The sequence below is a fragment of the Novosphingobium beihaiense genome, from assembly GCF_022832375.1.
Lineage (GTDB): Bacteria > Pseudomonadota > Alphaproteobacteria > Sphingomonadales > Sphingomonadaceae > Novosphingobium > Novosphingobium beihaiensis.
Genome location: NZ_JALHLG010000038.1, coordinates 21,567 through 36,675, shown reverse-complemented (window position 1 = coordinate 36,675; position 15,109 = coordinate 21,567). Strand labels below are relative to the sequence as shown.

The window sequence follows — 15,109 nt, the reverse complement described above, 5'->3', positions numbered from 1 at the left end:
CTTGGCGATCAGCGAGGGGTTGGTGGTGACGCCATCGAGCAGGCCGGTCGCGGCCAGTTCCTTGATGTCTTCTATTTCGGCGGTGTCAGCGAAAAATTTCATGGTGCGATCCTGATTGGCGAGTCTGCGCAGCCCTATAGGGAAGCGGCTCCGGCGCGGCTAGGGCGTCCATCAACAAGGCCCTCTTCCCCCAACGTCCGTTCGTCCCGAGCGAAGTCGAGGGACCGGTTCGAGCGAAGCCGAGAACCTGCAACGTCGCGGACCTCGGCTCCGCTCGGTCATTATCCCTCGACTTCGCTCGGGACGAACGGACGATCTGAGTCAGATTGGGCGCACAATGCCCTAGGTGCTGTCTGCATTCAGTTCAGGGTGAGTCGAAAATGGTGATTTTGGGCGACCCGGAGCGCAGCGTACTTTATGTACGTGAGCACCGGAAGCGCGCAAAAGCGCCATTTGCAGGCCGCCATGGGCTGAATGCAGACAGCACCTAAAACTCATACCGCAGCGAGGCCGAGACGGTCCGCCCGTTGATCGGCCGCGCGCGGATATAGTTCACCGCGCCTTCGGTGATCGCGCCTTCCTCCGCCTCGGTGAAACCCGACGCGTTGAACAGGTTGTTCGCGTGGAGGGACACCACCACGTTTTCCAGCAGCCGCACACTCGCGAAGGCATTCACCTGCGCATAGCCGGGCAGGACCAGCTCGTTGTTGTCCTGCGCATAGACTTTGGTGGTGCCTTCGAGATTGAAGCCCGCCCGCACCGGGCCGATGTGCACCGCCGGGGCGAACTGATAGACCAGCTTGGGCTGGCGGCGCGGCCGGTTGCCTTCGTTGGCGGGCGTGATCGCGTCCTTTGCGATTTCGGCGTCCATATACGTGGCGCCCGCGTGCACATCGAGAATGCCGGCGCGGTAGACCGCCTCGATCTCCACGCCCGTCGCCTTGTAGCGGCGGTTGAGAAAGCGCTGGCTGGTGGCTTCGTAATTCTGCTCGTCGGTGCGGGCGTGAAAGCCGGTGACGAAGAGATCGAACGGCCCGGAGCGCCATTTCAGCCCGATCTCGTACTGCTCGACATGATCGACGGCATCCGCCTTGCGCACCGAACCATCGGGCTGCACCACGCCGAACAGCAGCCGGTCGGCATTGGCGCGGCCGCCCCGGCTGGCGCGCACGAACACGGCGGTATCGGGATTGAAACGGTAGTTCGCCCCCACCGACCACGAGAGATAGCCCACGCTGTAATGCACCGGGCTGGGTTCGGCATTGTCGATCAGCGAGACGCTGCGCTCGACCGGTTCGATTGCGCCATTGCCGTCGACATCCAAGGCCGTCTGCAGCGGCCCGGCATAGGAACCCCGCGCCCGGAAGTGATCGTAGCGCATGCTGCCATCGAGCGTCAGTTTCCCGGCCTCGAACGAGGCGGCGAGATAGGGCGCGTCGATATCGTAGTGCACGTCGTAGCGGCGCTGGCAGCAGTTTCCCCAGAACGGCACGCCATAGGCATAGAGCCCATCGCGCGTCAGAGTGCCGCCCGGCCCGGTGACATCGAGCAGCGCGGCATTGTGCCCTTTCACTTCGAGCAGATAGGAATTCCACGCCCAGTCCATGGCGATGGTCTGGCGCGCCTTGTAGAATCCGGCGGTGAGCGCACCTGTGGCGAAGCTGCGGGTGAGCTTCAGGTCATTGGTGAAGCTGCCGAAATCGTTGATCTTCACGTCGAACAGGTGCGTGCGCATGACCAGCGCGGCCGGGTCCGCCGCCTGCCCCGCGCGCGGGCCGCTGGCATAGGCGAGGCCATATGTCCCTGCCGTGCCGGTGAGCAGTTCCCCCACCGAATCGGCGAGGGTCTGCCCTCCGGCCACTTCGGCGGGAAAGGGCGCGACGAAGCGGCCATGCACGCTCGACCAGCGGAAGCGCTCTTCCAGTTCGAAGCCATCGCCCACGTCGAACACGGCTTCCAGCCCCAGCGACGTCACCACCGGGTGCATGCCGTCGGTAATGTCCGTGACGTGCCGCCGGTTGTTGCCGTCCAGCCCGGAACTGGACGTGAAATAGGCCGAATGCGGCGTGTCGCTCTTGAGATCGAAGCCCGGCGGCGAGCGGAAGCGGGGATGGGCATTGGTGCCGCTCGCCATGACCGGCATCGGCATGTAGCCGATCGCGCGGTCGTCCAGCCGCTTGGCGTAGAGCCGTACATAGCCGGTCTCGAAATCGCGGGTTACATTGGCCTTGATCTGATAGCCCTTGTTGCCGGTATAGCCCGCATCGCGCGTGCCGGTGCCTTCGCGCCAGAAACCGCCGATGTTGAAGCGGCTGTGCGCGTCCAGCGGGCCGCCGTAATTGAAATCGGCCCGGTACTCGTCGAAATCGAGACCGGCGCTCATCATGATCACGCCGCCTTGTTCGCTGCCGTCCTTCGAGAGAAAGTTGATGACGCCGCCCGGCGAGTTCGAGGCAAGCGTGGAGGCCGAACCGCCGCGCACCGCCTGGACCGAGGCCACCGTCTGATCGAGCCGCAGGAAGATATCGGCATTGCCGAACGCGATATCCCCGAACTGCATGACGGGCAGGCCGTCTTCCTGCAATTGCAGGAACTTGGCCCCGCCCGAGACGACGGGCAATCCGCGCACCGAAATGTTCGCATTGCCCTCTCCCCCGGTCGCTTCGGAGTGAATGCCGGGGATCTGGCGAAACAGCTCCGCCGCCGTGCGCGGCGTGGCCTCCGCGATCGTCACCGCGTCGAGCGCGGTGGCCGAAATCGAACTGTCGAAGCGATTGATAGGCCGCGCCGAGGCGGTGACGATGATCTCGTCCAGAACAAAAGTGTCCCGCTCTTCGAACGGCCGCGGCGTACTGTCCGCTGCCTGCGCCCCTGCCGGAGTAGAAACGAAAGCGCCTGCCACAATGGTAAATAATAATTTACCGGATATTATTCGCATTGACGCCTCCTGAAGAAGGCGTGTCGATAGAAATACAATCGAATGCACCCTCTCTAAATGAATGCAGGATTTTTATTTCAAGAAAAACCTATACGCCCATGTCTTTGGTAATTCCAGACGGTCTCTCGGGTATGGACCCGTATCTTGCCGCAGGCATCGCAAGGGGAAGTGCCCGCTACGATGGGCCCTTGGCGATGGGCCCCTTGCGCCGAGCTTGCCATTTTAACGCTTTCGCAAGGGGTGACGGCGCATTCCTGCGGCATGGCCCGAGTCATTGCCCTTGCTGCCCATCAAGCCGCCCATCGCGCGCCGCGCCTCGAAATGCTGCGCTCGCTGATCGTTGCCGGGTGCGCCATGGCCCTGATCCTCGCGAAGGCTCCGCTGCCGCTCTGATCCGGCAGCGCCGCGAAAGCGCCATTTTCCTATTCCGTCCCGGCCTGTCACACTGCGCGCGGCCTCCGTTTGCCCGCGCTCTTTGAACCGTCCATTTTTCCCGTTGTCGCAGCGTGGCGATCTTCACGCCGCAACTATCTGAAAATCAGCAACTTTCAGCGAAGTTCCATGGCGCCCGCACGGACAAACTTCGCAAAGTTCGCCGCCACGGCACAGGAAACGCCGCGCGAAGGACGAATCCCCCGCGCGGCGCACCCTGAACCTGGCACCGCAGTGCCGGTGACGCAGCCGCGCTCAGGCGGCTTCCTGCTCCTTGGCCCGCTTTTCGGCGTGCGCCTTGAACATTTCCATGACGTCGCCCGACGTGACCGGGCGGGTCTCGTCCGTCGGGATGGAACCGCCCGAGGACTTGGGCGCGGTATCCACGCCCTTGGCCGCCGCCTTGGCGTGCAACGCGCCGACGTTGATTTCCTCGCGCTTGAAGTTTGCGAACAGCGAATCGTGCTTCAGCCACTTGATCGCGTTCTGGTGGGTGATCATGTCGATATATTCGTCCGACAGGTCCTTCACCTGCTCCCACAGCAGTTCGGCGGCATCCGGCCACAGCGCGTCGGAGTGCGGATAGTCGACTTCGTAAGTGACGTTCTCCACGCCCACTTCGTCCAGGTTCTTGAGGCCGTAGGGGTCCCACAGGAAGCAGTGACAGAAGTGGCGCTTCATCAGCTCGGAGGGCTTTACGTCCTGGAAGCGCGAGCGGGTCCAGGCCTTGTGCCGCCAGTTCGAGAAGTCGGCGCGTTCCATCAGGTAGGGCACCCAGCCGATCGAGCCTTCGGCGACGATGATCCGCATGTTCGGATACTGGTGCAGCTCTTCGAGCTGCAGCCAGTCGGACACGCCCTGCGCCACCGACATCGGCATCGTCGAGATCCACGCCTCGATCGGCGTTTCCATCGAGGCGTGCGGCGCCGGATTGCCCGAGCCGATGTGGCAGGCGATGGTCATGTCGTTGTCGGTGATCGCCTTGAACACCGGGTCCCAATAGTCGTTGTGGATCGACGGCAGGCCCTGCACCGTCGGGTTCTCGTTCATCGAAACGACGTTGAAGCCCTTTTTCGCGAGGCGGTTCACTTCGTCCACCGTGGCCTGCTGGTCCCAGGTCGGCAGGATGCCGATCGGGATGAAGCGGCCCGGATAGGCCATGCACCACTCGTCGTAATGCCAGTCGTTATAGGCCTGCATGTGGCGCAGCGAGAGCTTCTTGTCGGCCGCCTTGTGGAAGGTCTGGCCGTCGAAGCCGATCGAGTTGCCGAAGCACATCGAGGCGGCGATGCCGTTCACGTCCATATCGTCGATGCGGGCATGCACGTCGTAGCAGCCGTCGCGCAGCTGATCGAGCGAGGTCGGCTCCATGCCGTATTCCTCGAACGGGCGGCCGACCACGGCATTGAGGCCCACCGACGGCCGGATGTAGCCTTGGTATTCCCAGTAGTTCTTGCCTTCGCCATCGACTTTCAGCTTGGGCGCCGAAGCGAGCAGATCGCCCGAGAGCTGATTGTCGAACAGCGTCGGAGGCTCGCAGATGTGATCGTCGGTACTGATCACGACCATGTCGTCTTTTTGCATTTCCAACTCCCTCGTATCCAGATGAGCGCGGGTGATTCCCGCTTTCATGTGGGCATATCCTTGGCTGAGCAGGGTCTGCTGCCATTGACTCGCATCAATCGTTTCAAGTGATCGTATGCGATCGGCCCGGCGGTTTGCGCGCGCGGGCACGGCCCCCGGGTCATGCGGGAGTGCGTTTTCTGCTGGAATTGACTGTGCTTGGCGGCGTTACTTGCGCCGGTAGCGGAAGTACCAGACCTCGTGGCCGTATACTTTACGGGCCTTGGCTTCGTAACGGGTTTGCGGCCAGCCGCCGGGGCGGTTCTGGAAATCGGCGGGCTTGTCGCACAGCCACTCGAACTGGTGGGTGTGGCGCTGCATCACCATCAGCGCATGGCGCAGATAGACCGGATGGTCGGTGCCGAAGCGGAACTCGCCGCCGGGCCTGAGCTTGGCCGCGAACATGTCCACCGGGCCGTCGTTCATCATCCGCCGCTTGGCGTGGCGGGCCTTGGGCCAGGGATCGGGATGCAGCAGGTAGAGGAACGACAGCGCGCCGTCGGGAATGCGCGAGAGCACTTCCAGCGCGTCGCCATGGTGAATGCGCACATTGCCAATCGGCGGATGCGCGCCGTTGTCACCCGAAACATGCGTCAGCGCCTGTGCCACGCCGTTGATGAAAGGCTCGGCGCCGATGAAGCCGTGATCGGGCAGCATGTCCGCACGCTGCGCCATGTGCTCGCCGCCGCCGAAGCCGATCTCGAAATGCAGCGGGCGCGCTTCGCCGAACAGGCTCTCGGCCGTGACCGGCCCTTCGGCGGGCACGGCAATGCGCGGCAGCAGATTGTCGACCAGCGCCTGCTGCCCGGCGCGCAGGGGCTTGCCCTTGGCGCGGCCGTAGAGGCGGCCCAGAGTCGTGGGATCACCGGATTTGTAAGCCGTCATGGCGCGCGCCACTGGCAGGCCCGGCGCTCCGGGTCAATGGACTGTGCGCGGCCGGGGGAGCAGGCACGGCTGCAAAAGGCATCCGCCCATGCAAAAAGGGCCATTGTCACGCGCCGCCAAGATTGGTTGGAAGCCTGAGCCACTCCTCTTGCAAGGACCGCTGCCCGCTTATGCTTCGTGCGATCTTCCTGCTGCTCGCCTGCCAACTGGCCGGCGAGGCGATCCACCGCCTGACCGGTCTCGCCCTGCCCGGCGCCGTTCTCGGCATGATTCTGCTGCTGGGCTGGCTGGCGCTCATCCCGCGCGAAAGACCGGCCCTGACCGCCGTGACCGGCTGGCTCACCGCCCATCTCGCGGTGATGTTCGTGCCTGCCGCCGTCGGGCTGATCAACGAAGGCGATGTACTGGTAACGGACGGCATCGGGCTGGCGGCTGCTACGGTCTGTTCGACCATGCTGACCATGGCCGTCACCGCACTGGTCTTCGGCTGGGCGCTCAAGCGCTTCGTTCCCGGCGGCGGGGAGGACGCGGCATGACGGGCCTGCTTGCGGCGCCGCTGTTCTGGCTGACCGTCACGCTCGGCGTATTCGAGGCTTTCGATGCCCTGTCCCGGCGCTTTGGCCGCCATCCGCTGTGCCATCCGGTGCTGTGGACAGTGCCCGTCCTGATCGGCCTGCTGCTGGCGACGGGCACACCTTATGCCGCTTACCGCGACGCCACGTTTCCGATCAGCTTTCTGCTCGGGCCTGCCGTCGTCGGGCTCGCCGTGCCGGTCTGGGCGGCGCGGGCCCGCATCCGCCGTCTGGCCATTCCGATCATCCTCGCGCTGACGGCCGGAGCGCTGACGTCGATCGTCAGTGCCGTGGGTATCCTTGCCCTGTTCGGCGCGCCGGACAGCCTCCTGGCCTCGATTGCCCCGCGCGCGACGACGACGCCGGTTGCCATGGCGCTGGCCTCGCAGCTCGGCGGTATTCCTTCGCTGGCGGCTATGATCGTGCTGTTCGCGGGCGTGTTCGGAGCGATGTGCGCCACTCCGCTGCTCGACTGGCTGGGGGTTCGCGATTACCGCGCGCGCGGTTTCGCCGTGGGCGTATCCGCGCACGGGATCGGCTCTGCCCGGGCCTTTCAGGTCAGCCCCGGCGCGGGGGCCCTGGCCAGCCTGGGCATGGCGCTCAATGCCGTGATGACGGCGGCCCTGCTCTCCCTGCTAGAGTTTGATGACATCAGGCTGCACCATATCCTGAATTTCTGAGGTAGTTTGCGCATTCTGCGGGTGAGAAGGCGTGGAGCAAGGAGCCGATACGTCGCCATGTTGTTTCGACGGATCGTTCTGCGGCCTTTCGCAGGAGGTGCTTGAGCTTGGCAAAGACCTGTTCGATCGGATTGAGATCGGGACTGTAGGGTGGCAGGAACAGGAGCCGGGCGCCTCTGGCTCGTATTGCGGCCCGGACGGCGGGTTTTTTATGGCTGGAGAGGTTGTCGAGGATGACGATGTCGCCGGGGCCGAGTGTCGGGCAGAGTTGTTCTTCGACCCATGCGGTGAAGCTGGCGGCGTTGATCGGCTGATCGAACACGAACGGTGCATCAATCCGGTCGCAGCGGAGCGCCGCGATAAAGGTCATCGTCTTCCAGTGGCCGTAAGGCACTTTGGCGTGGAGCCGCTGGCCTTTGGGCGCCCAGCCCCGCAGCGGCGCCATGTTGGTTTTTGCCCAGGTCTCATCGACGAAGACAAGGCGCGCCGGGTCAGGCCGGGCCTGATACTTCTTCCACTGCTCGCGCCGCCGGGCGATCTGCGGCCTCAGTTGTTCGGCGGGAAGAACGCTTTTTTTGAAGCTCAGACCTTCGGCATGGGCGAAGCGCCAGACCTGGACGTAATCGACCTTCACGCCCCGCTCGGCCAGTTCGGCTACCAGCCCGCGCAGGGTGAAGTCGGTCTTTGTCCGATCCAGCAACCAATCGCGCAGAGCCCCCGTCAGCAACCGAGGCTTGTGGCCACCAACTTTGCCCGGAGCCGGACTGCCCGTTTGCCGGTGCCGCTGCGACCAGCGCACAACTGTCGCCGCGCTGATGCTCAGGGCCGACGCTACTGTGCGAACGCTCTCACCAGCCTCAACCCGCGCAATAGCGCGATCCCGCAAATCCATCGAATAGGGTCTGGTCATCGCCGCTGGCCTCCAAACCAAGCCAGCAGCTTGAATCAGAAAATCAGCGCCATGTGAATCCCAAATCGATTCACTCAAATGTCATCCCGCTCTAGCGCTGCTCCTTTGAACAGGCCCCCAAACGGCAACGGCCCACCTTTTCAGGCAGGCCGTCATCATTTCCCAGCGAGGGAGGCGTGAGCGGAAATCAGGCCGCTTCGGCCGCCTCGTCCGGATCGCGCAGCACATAGCCGCGGCCCCAGACGGTTTCGATGTAGTTCGCACCGCCGCAGGCATGCGCGAGCTTCTTGCGCAGCTTGCAGATGAACACGTCGATGATCTTGAGTTCCGGCTCGTCCATCCCGCCATAGAGATGGTTGAGGAACATTTCCTTGGTCAGCGTGGTGCCCTTGCGCAGCGAGAGCAGCTCAAGCATCGCGTATTCCTTGCCGGTGAGGTGCACGCGGGCGCCATCGACCTCGACCGTCTTGGCGTCGAGATTGACGATCAGCTTGCCGGTGCGGATGACCGACTGCGAATGGCCCTTGGACCGGCGCACCACGGCGTGGATGCGGGCGATCAGCTCTTCGCGGTGGAACGGCTTGGTCACATAGTCGTCAGCGCCGAAGCCGAACGAGCGGACCTTGCTGTCCATTTCCGAAATGCCCGACAGGATCAGAACAGGCGTCTGCACTTTGGCGACGCGCAGCTTCTTCAGCACGTCATAGCCGTGCATGTCCGGCAGGTTCAGGTCGAGAAGGATGATATCGTAATCGTAAAGCTTACCCAGATCGAGGCCTTCTTCCCCCAGATCCGTCGAATAGACATTGAAACCCTCGGCCGTAAGCATGAGCTCGATAGCCCGGGCCGTGGTCGGTTCGTCCTCGATCAACAGCACTCGCATGGGTGTCCCCCCTTTGCCCCTTTGTCCCGCAGAAACTAGCGCCAGCGAAACAGACATTGCCGTGAATTAACCATAAGACCAGTGAAGGTTAAAGGTTAATTTGCCGTAAACGTAGCATTTACCCCGAACTTCCCCAAGCACCAGATCCTGCTACGCATTTTGTGCCGTGCATAACTGCGGCGGCAAATGCTAAAACGGCAGGAAACGAGAAAGGTTAAGAGCGAATAACCGATTCATGAAAACGGCCTCGCTTCAGGGGCCGGATTCACGCCGCGGCGGAGCTGCATCCAGCCTGCAGCGGCCGTTTCAGGCCATTGATCCAGCGCTGGGCGGGCTTTTCCAGCCCGTGATAGAGAAAGGCCGATACGGCGAAGAGAAGCGCCGCGAAACCGCCTAGCGCCGTCCAGTCCAGCTGCAATGAGGCATCCACGAACGCCAGCTTGTAGAGCTTGAACAGCAGGAAGTGCGCAAGATACGTCGCGTAGCTGATCTCTCCCAGATAGACGAGCGGCCGGGACGACAGCGCCTTCACCACCACCCCGCGGCCCAGAGACAGCCCTAGCAGCGCAAGCAGCGCAAGCAGCAGCGCTGCGGGCACGAACCAGATTTCCGCTACTCCGGCCCCGAGACAAGCCGCCAGCAACGCCGCCGCACCGGCCGCGCAGCCAGTGGCGATCCATCCGCCACGCGGCAAGCGCTGCCAGATAAGGCAGGCGCAATTGCCCAGCCAGAATTCCAGCAGACAACGGCCAAGGCCAAGATGCGAGATATCGTCCCCAAGGCTGGATTTCCCGGCATAAGCGAAGAGCCCGGCCAGAGCCCCCAGCAGCAGCACACTCAAGCCCGTGAGTGCAGGCAGGCGCAGCCGTTCCCAGGGCGCCAGCGCCACAATGAGGGGAAAGACCAGATAGGCCGCGAACTCCGTGCTGATCGACCAGGACGGATCGTTCCATGCCAGCGCGCTGGTGAAGCCCCAGTTCTGCACCAGCAGGATATGCAGCGGCAATTGCGCGAACGGCATGCCCGGCGCCTGCCGCCCGGTGGCTGCCAGCAGCAGGGCAAACCCCACGCACGCGGCGAGTATCACCGCGTGCAGCGGCCAGATGCGGGCCAGCCGGCGCTGATAGAACGCCCGCCACTGCCCCGCCCCGCCCGAAGACAGCCGCGCGCCGTAGTTGTACCACAGCACGAACCCGGACAGCATGAAGAACAGATCGACGGCAAGGTATCCCTTGCCGAGACCGTCAATAACGAAGCCGGGCACCAGGTCGCGCAGCGACAGGCGGATGTGATAGAACACCACCAGCCAGGCCGCGAGCCCGCGTATCCCGGTCAGCGCATCCAGGTGCGCCCGTGCCGGCGCCGCGGCGCTCACGCGGCGTCCCCTGCCGCCGGGGCCGCCAGCGGCTTCATCGGGCGCGCACCCGTGCGGCCGGGCGGGCGCCTCATCAGCGTCCCGTCCTCCCGCTTGCGCTGCTGGATCAAGGCGATTTCCAGACCGACAAGGACAAAGGCGAACGACTGATAAGCCACACCGATGAACACCGCGCCAAGCATGCAGACCATATGCGCCATCTGCAGGGCACTGGCGAAATCGTGGTCTGCCCGGTCTCGCGCATCCTCGCTTTTGCGCAAGCGGCGGCACAGCATTTCCAGCTGCAGCAGGCCGGTGAAATGGATCGACAGCCACATCGCCAGCCCGGGCCAGCCCTGTTCACCCAGCACTTCGAAATAGGCCGAGTGGAACGCCCGCGCCTTGTCCTGCACTTTGGTGGTTTCGACGACCGTCATGGCCCCGTCGTTCTCCACGTCCTTGAGGTCCAGAGTCACCTTGTTGCCCAGGAAGGAATTGAACCCGCCGCCGAACGGCTTGTGCTGAACGTAGCCCAGCGTCCATGTCCAGACGGCGATACGCGTGGATGCGGACTCGTCGCTCTGGTGCGTTTCGATCGTGTCCATGCGCTGGGTATAGCTGGCCGGGAGGAACGGGATTGCCATCACGGCAAGTGCCACGAAAACCCCTGCCAGCAGGAAACGGTGGCAGGACCGGCGCAGCCACATCGCCGTCAGCAGAACAATGCACAGCAGGCCGGTACGAGTCTGCAGCCCCACGGTCGTCATCAGGCAGGCGAAGATCAGCAGCACGGCGAACAGCTTCACCCGCCAGTCGCTGGGGAATATCGTGCCGTACCGCGACAGCCAGATAATCAGCGGGATGATCGCGATCGCCACCATCGACAGGGTGCTGCCTTCATAAAGCCCGGAGTTGTCGTTGACGAAAGCCTGCAGCACGCCATAGCCGCCGCCGCCCAGCGCCGTCTTCATGCCCGCGCTGATCGCAATTGACCCCACCGAAAGCACCACGACCAGCATTGCCGCTTCCATGCGCAGCCGGGTGCGCAGCGTGAGCGGGAAGAACGCCGCAAAGAACAGCGATTTCCAGACCCAGTCCCACTTCTCGGCAGCATCGGTGGGGAAGTCCGCCATCAGCGTCGTCAGCCCGCAATAGACGAGGAACACGACAATCAGCACCTGACGCACGGAGACCTTCACATCGTCCTTGCGGTCCATCACCAGCCACCCGCCAAACGCCGCAACGAAAGCGATCAGCGAGACCGGGATAGACGCAAGCAGACCCCAGGCAATCTTCTGCGGCGTCAGCGCATCGACATAGAGATAGCACAGCAGCCACAGGAACGGCCGCTTGAAGCCTGCCACCAGGAAGCAGGCAAAGAAGGCCAGAAGGACGAGGCCGGTCATTCGCCGGTGCCATCCTGCGCGGCATCCGGCCGCGGCACAGTGAGAGACGGCACGGCCGGAGATTGCGTCGCGGGCCGTTTTCCGGGCTTCCGGCCGCGGGGCCCGGCCGCCTGCGGGCCGTTATCGTCAAGGTCAGGCCGCCCCATCAGGCGCAGCACTGCCAAAGCCAGCAAGGCATGCAGAATGGCAAGGGCAAGCAAATCGACCATGATGGCGGCGATAACACCGGTGAGTTGACGCGCCGTTAAGCGTTATGCCCCTAGGAATGGCGGGCCATGACACGCATTCTTCACATTCTGGACCACTCGCTGCCGATGCACAGCGGCTATACGTTCCGCACGCGCGCGATCCTGAAAGCGCAGCAGGCTCTGGGATACGAGGTCCGCGGCATCACCGGGCTGCGCCACACTGCAAAGGGCCCGGCCACCGAAGAAGCAGACGGCCTGACGTTCGAGAGGACCGCAGGAGAGGCCCACGGCCCCGCCGGCTACCGCGAATGGCGCGAGATCGGATTGTTCGCGCAGGCGATCGACCAGACCGTGCGCGCATGGCAGCCGGACATCCTCCACGCGCACTCCCCTGCCCTGTGCGGCCAGGCCGCGCTGCGCGTAGCCCGCCGCCACGGCATTCCGCTCGTCTACGAGATTCGCGCCTTCTGGGAAGATGCGGCCGTGGGCAACGGCACCGGCAGCGAAGGCTCGCTCAAGTACAAGCTCACCCGCAAGCTCGAAAGCCATGTCGTGGCCAAGGCCGATGCAGTGGTGACGATTTGCGAGGGCCTGCGCCAGGATCTGATCGCGCGCGGCACGCCACAGGACAAGATCACTGTCATGCCCAACGGCGTCGACCTTGCCCTGTTCGGCACGCCGCCCGCCCGCGACGCCGCGCTGGCCCGCGGCCTGGGCTTCGAATCGGATGGCGCGCCCTGCCCGGTGATCGGCTTCATCGGCAGCTTTTATGACTACGAAGGGCTAGACGTGCTGATCGCGGCCATGCCCGAGCTCATCGCCCGCCAGCCCGGCGCCCGGCTGCTGCTGGTGGGCGGCGGCCCCATGGAAGCGGCGCTGCGCGCCCAGGCCGAAGCCTCTCCGGCAGCGAGCGCAATCCACTTCACCGGCCGCGTGCCGCATCATGAGGTCGAGCGTTACTATGCGCTGTGCGACATTATGGCCTACCCGCGCAAGCGCAGCCGCCTGACCGATCTCGTCACTCCGCTCAAACCGCTCGAAGCCATGGCGCAAGGCAAGCTCGCCGCCGCCAGCGACGTTGGCGGGCACCGCGAGCTGATCCGCGATGGCAAGACCGGCGTGCTGTTCCCGCCCGGCGACGCCGCAGGCTGCGCCGATGCCCTGGCCGCGCTGCTCGGCCGCCGCGGCGAATGGGACCGGCTGCGCCGCGCAGGGCGCGAGCATGTCGAGGCCCGGCACGACTGGGCGGTCAACGCAGCCCGTTATCAAGACGTTTACCAAATGCTGTCACGAATCCCGTAACAAAGAAGATAGGGTATTGCGGCATGAACCTGCGGCACGCCCTTTCAGGATAGAACGGGATTAAGACAGAGTGTCCGAGCACAAGCGCAGCAAATCGGGCGGAGAGCCGCCCATCAGCCGCCACCCCCTGTTCCCGGCCATTGTCGCCCTCTGGTGCGGCGCGCTTTTCGGCGTGGGGAGCATCGCCATTCCGCCCGCGCTGATCGAACGCATCATCCTGGCGCTCGGCATCGGCCATGTGATTCCGATGGCCGCACCGCCGCTGGGCGCCACGGCGCGCATCCTGATAACCCTTATGATGACCGGAATCGGCGCAGTGATCGGCGTACTCGCCGCGCGCCGCCTGACCGGAAAAGCCCCGGCAAAACGCGAACGCCGCCGCAGCGCTGCTCCGGCAGCGGAAGACGTGGAGAGCACGGGCAGCACGAGCGAGGCCAAACAGGACGAGGCCAAGCCGCTGCCGGAACGCAGGCGCGCACTCGCCGCCGAACCCGCCGCGACGGTGGAAGAACCGGCGGCCAGCCGCGAACCGGCACCTGCCAGTGAAAACCGCATCCTCAATGTCGCCGAGTTCGATCTCGACGGGTTCGATGCCACGGACGATGACGAAGTTCTGTCCGCACCTGTAGCATCCGGACGCCATGTGCACACGGAAACCCCTTCCGGCGAAGCACCTCCACCCGAACCAGCCCTGCCCGCCGATACGCCAGTGGACGCGCCCTGCGGCCACTTGTTCGAAGCCTATTCGCGCGGCATCACAGCCAGCACCGGCGAAGAGCGCCCGGCTCCGTTCGCGGCCCCGGCCGAACCATCCACGCCCGGTTTCGATCTGCTTCCGCACATGAGCGAGGAAGCGGACGCCGAGGATGCGGGTGAAGAAATCGAAACCGGCAGCCGCGAAACCCCGTTCGCGCCCGTTGAGGCGAACGGGAGCACGCAGCCTGCGGTGAGCGAAGAGGAACCGGCCGAACACTGGGGCCACAGAGCCGCCGAACGCATCGCCGCCGCCCAGCTCGACGATCTCTCCCCGATCGAACTGCTCGAACGCCTGGCCCTGGCGATGGCCCAGCGCCGCAACAGTGTGCAACACGCCGCCGGGCAGCACGAAACTCTGCAGCAAACGGCAGAAATCGAGCCTTTGGCAGAGCCCGAAACACAGCCCGAGCCGGAAACAGCCGCGGCAGAGACACGGCCTGCCGAGCCACTTCCCTTCGCGCAGCCGCGCCTCGTAGCGGCACAGGCCAAAGCGCCTGCCGAAGACCTTGCCGCCGATGCCAGCCCCGCGCAGGATCCGGAACCGGCCGTGGCCCTGCCCGCCGCTCTGCGCCCCGTCAATTTCGGCACTGTGCCGGAAGATGGCGACGAGGACGTCCTTCCCGCCTACATCCCGCCTCGCCACATCGGGCTGGCCCCCGCCATGACCGGCGGCGCCATGACCGGCAACCCCGCAACAGAAAACACCGAAGACGAGGAAGAGACGGCCGAGGACGTGCTTGAAGAAGGCTATTCCTCGCTGCTCAATCTCTCGCAGCCGCTTTCTGTTCGCGAAAACCCGACCCAGCAGGCCATTGGAACTGGCGAGCCGGACACCGGCAGCACTGATGAGCCCGTGGCGATCTTCCCCGGCGAGGAAGCCCGCGAAACCGGACCTTTCGCCGCTCCCGCCGCCAAAGCGGCCGAGGCCGAGGCACAGCAGCCCCCGGCCCAGAGCGATCGCCTGTTCGACGGCCCGGGCAAGACCGGCCCGGAAGAAACCGAGGCCGCCTTGCGCAGCGCCCTGGCCGCACTCCAGCGCATGAGCGGCGCCGCCTGAAAGTCCTCCTCGAAACGGACTCCGGCACTGCCGTCAGTGGCCCCAAAACTCCGCCGGGTTCGTCCTGGCGGAGTTTTTGATAATAAAATGGCCCATTTTCCGGCCTTCACGCTTCCAATCCTG

At 64.5% G+C, this 15,109-nt stretch carries 13 protein-coding genes; 5 read left to right on the top strand and 8 right to left on the bottom strand.

Going from position 1 to position 15,109, the window contains the following annotated elements; all coding sequences use genetic code 11:
* Both MTR66_RS17355 and MTR66_RS17350 read right to left on the bottom strand, forming a co-directional pair.
* Window positions 1–102: transaldolase family protein (locus MTR66_RS17355; RefSeq protein ID WP_327194524.1), on the bottom strand; the 102-nt coding region annotated here is incomplete at its 3' end.
* 385 nt (window positions 103–487) lie between these two features.
* Window positions 488–2,938 (bottom strand): TonB-dependent receptor domain-containing protein, encoded by a 2,451-nt coding sequence (locus MTR66_RS17350; protein ID WP_243923351.1) that lies wholly within the window; start codon window positions 2,936–2,938, stop codon window positions 488–490.
* Window positions 2,939–3,178: 240 nt separating this feature from the next.
* On the opposite strand from MTR66_RS17350, the gene MTR66_RS17345 reads away from it, so the two are divergent.
* Window positions 3,179–3,331: a hypothetical protein gene (locus tag MTR66_RS17345; RefSeq protein WP_243923350.1), complete on the top strand. Its 153-nt coding sequence runs from the start codon at window positions 3,179–3,181 to the stop codon at window positions 3,329–3,331.
* Between the two features lie 294 nt (window positions 3,332–3,625).
* Here the strand turns inward: MTR66_RS17345 and MTR66_RS17340 are convergent, their stop codons facing one another.
* On the bottom strand, window positions 3,626–4,954 hold the full coding sequence (locus MTR66_RS17340; RefSeq protein ID WP_243923349.1) for an amidohydrolase family protein: 1,329 nt from the start codon (window positions 4,952–4,954) through the stop codon (window positions 3,626–3,628).
* Window positions 4,955–5,161: 207 nt separating this feature from the next.
* Window positions 5,162–5,878 carry a tRNA (guanine(46)-N(7))-methyltransferase TrmB gene (gene trmB / locus MTR66_RS17335; protein ID WP_243923348.1) on the bottom strand — a complete coding sequence of 239 codons (717 nt, stop codon included), beginning with the start codon at window positions 5,876–5,878 and terminating at the stop codon, window positions 5,162–5,164.
* 170 nt (window positions 5,879–6,048) lie between these two features.
* Here trmB and MTR66_RS17330 point away from each other — a divergent pair, with 170 nt between their 5' ends.
* Both MTR66_RS17330 and MTR66_RS17325 read left to right on the top strand, forming a co-directional pair.
* Window positions 6,049–6,414, top strand: a complete 366-nt coding sequence (locus MTR66_RS17330; protein WP_243923347.1) for a CidA/LrgA family protein — start codon at window positions 6,049–6,051, stop codon at window positions 6,412–6,414.
* On the top strand, window positions 6,411–7,130 hold the full coding sequence (locus tag MTR66_RS17325; RefSeq protein WP_243923346.1) for an LrgB family protein: 720 nt from the start codon (window positions 6,411–6,413) through the stop codon (window positions 7,128–7,130). Before MTR66_RS17330 ends, MTR66_RS17325 begins: the two co-directional genes overlap by 4 nt.
* On the opposite strand, the gene MTR66_RS17320 is transcribed toward MTR66_RS17325, so the two are convergent.
* The 4 genes from MTR66_RS17320 to MTR66_RS17305 form a co-directional block, all read right to left on the bottom strand.
* Window positions 7,102–8,040: an IS630 family transposase gene (locus MTR66_RS17320; RefSeq protein ID WP_243923345.1), complete on the bottom strand. Its 939-nt coding sequence runs from the start codon at window positions 8,038–8,040 to the stop codon at window positions 7,102–7,104. The two genes, MTR66_RS17325 and MTR66_RS17320, sit on opposite strands and share 29 nt — an antisense overlap.
* A 187-nt stretch (window positions 8,041–8,227) precedes the next feature.
* Window positions 8,228–8,923 carry a response regulator transcription factor CtrA gene (ctrA, locus tag MTR66_RS17315; protein ID WP_091144199.1) on the bottom strand — a complete coding sequence of 232 codons (696 nt, stop codon included), beginning with the start codon at window positions 8,921–8,923 and terminating at the stop codon, window positions 8,228–8,230.
* Window positions 8,924–9,188: 265 nt separating this feature from the next.
* Window positions 9,189–10,298: an acyltransferase family protein gene (locus MTR66_RS17310; RefSeq protein ID WP_243923344.1), complete on the bottom strand. Its 1,110-nt coding sequence runs from the start codon at window positions 10,296–10,298 to the stop codon at window positions 9,189–9,191.
* Window positions 10,295–11,683 (bottom strand): putative O-glycosylation ligase, exosortase A system-associated, encoded by a 1,389-nt coding sequence (locus MTR66_RS17305; protein WP_243923343.1) that lies wholly within the window; start codon window positions 11,681–11,683, stop codon window positions 10,295–10,297. Before MTR66_RS17305 ends, MTR66_RS17310 begins: the two co-directional genes overlap by 4 nt.
* Window positions 11,684–11,958: 275 nt before the next feature.
* Here MTR66_RS17305 and MTR66_RS17300 point away from each other — a divergent pair, with 275 nt between their 5' ends.
* Together MTR66_RS17300 and MTR66_RS17295 are read left to right on the top strand one after the other, a co-directional pair.
* Window positions 11,959–13,173, top strand: coding sequence for a TIGR04063 family PEP-CTERM/XrtA system glycosyltransferase (locus MTR66_RS17300; protein ID WP_243923342.1), 1,215 nt, complete (start codon window positions 11,959–11,961; stop codon window positions 13,171–13,173).
* A 70-nt stretch (window positions 13,174–13,243) separates the two neighbouring features.
* The gene (locus MTR66_RS17295) at window positions 13,244–14,986 is read left to right on the top strand and encodes a hypothetical protein (RefSeq protein WP_243923341.1); all 1,743 of its coding nucleotides are present in this window, start codon (window positions 13,244–13,246) and stop codon (window positions 14,984–14,986) included.
* The last annotated feature ends 123 nt before the right edge of the window (window positions 14,987–15,109 follow it).

What these genes read in the sequence shown, in the direction of transcription:
- MTR66_RS17350 (WP_243923351.1), bottom strand. Translation starts at nt 2,938, where the DNA reads ATGCGAATAATATCCGGTAAATTATTATTTACCATTGTGGCAGGCGCT.
- MTR66_RS17340 (WP_243923349.1), bottom strand. Translation starts at nt 4,954, where the DNA reads ATGCAAAAAGACGACATGGTCGTGATCAGTACCGACGATCACATCTGC.
- trmB (WP_243923348.1), bottom strand. Translation starts at nt 5,878, where the DNA reads ATGACGGCTTACAAATCCGGTGATCCCACGACTCTGGGCCGCCTCTAC.
- MTR66_RS17330 (WP_243923347.1), top strand. Translation starts at nt 6,049, where the DNA reads ATGCTTCGTGCGATCTTCCTGCTGCTCGCCTGCCAACTGGCCGGCGAG.
- MTR66_RS17325 (WP_243923346.1), top strand. Translation starts at nt 6,411, where the DNA reads ATGACGGGCCTGCTTGCGGCGCCGCTGTTCTGGCTGACCGTCACGCTC.
- MTR66_RS17320 (WP_243923345.1), bottom strand. Translation starts at nt 8,040, where the DNA reads ATGACCAGACCCTATTCGATGGATTTGCGGGATCGCGCTATTGCGCGG.
- ctrA (WP_091144199.1), bottom strand. Translation starts at nt 8,923, where the DNA reads ATGCGAGTGCTGTTGATCGAGGACGAACCGACCACGGCCCGGGCTATC.
- MTR66_RS17305 (WP_243923343.1), bottom strand. Translation starts at nt 11,683, where the DNA reads ATGACCGGCCTCGTCCTTCTGGCCTTCTTTGCCTGCTTCCTGGTGGCA.
- MTR66_RS17300 (WP_243923342.1), top strand. Translation starts at nt 11,959, where the DNA reads ATGACACGCATTCTTCACATTCTGGACCACTCGCTGCCGATGCACAGC.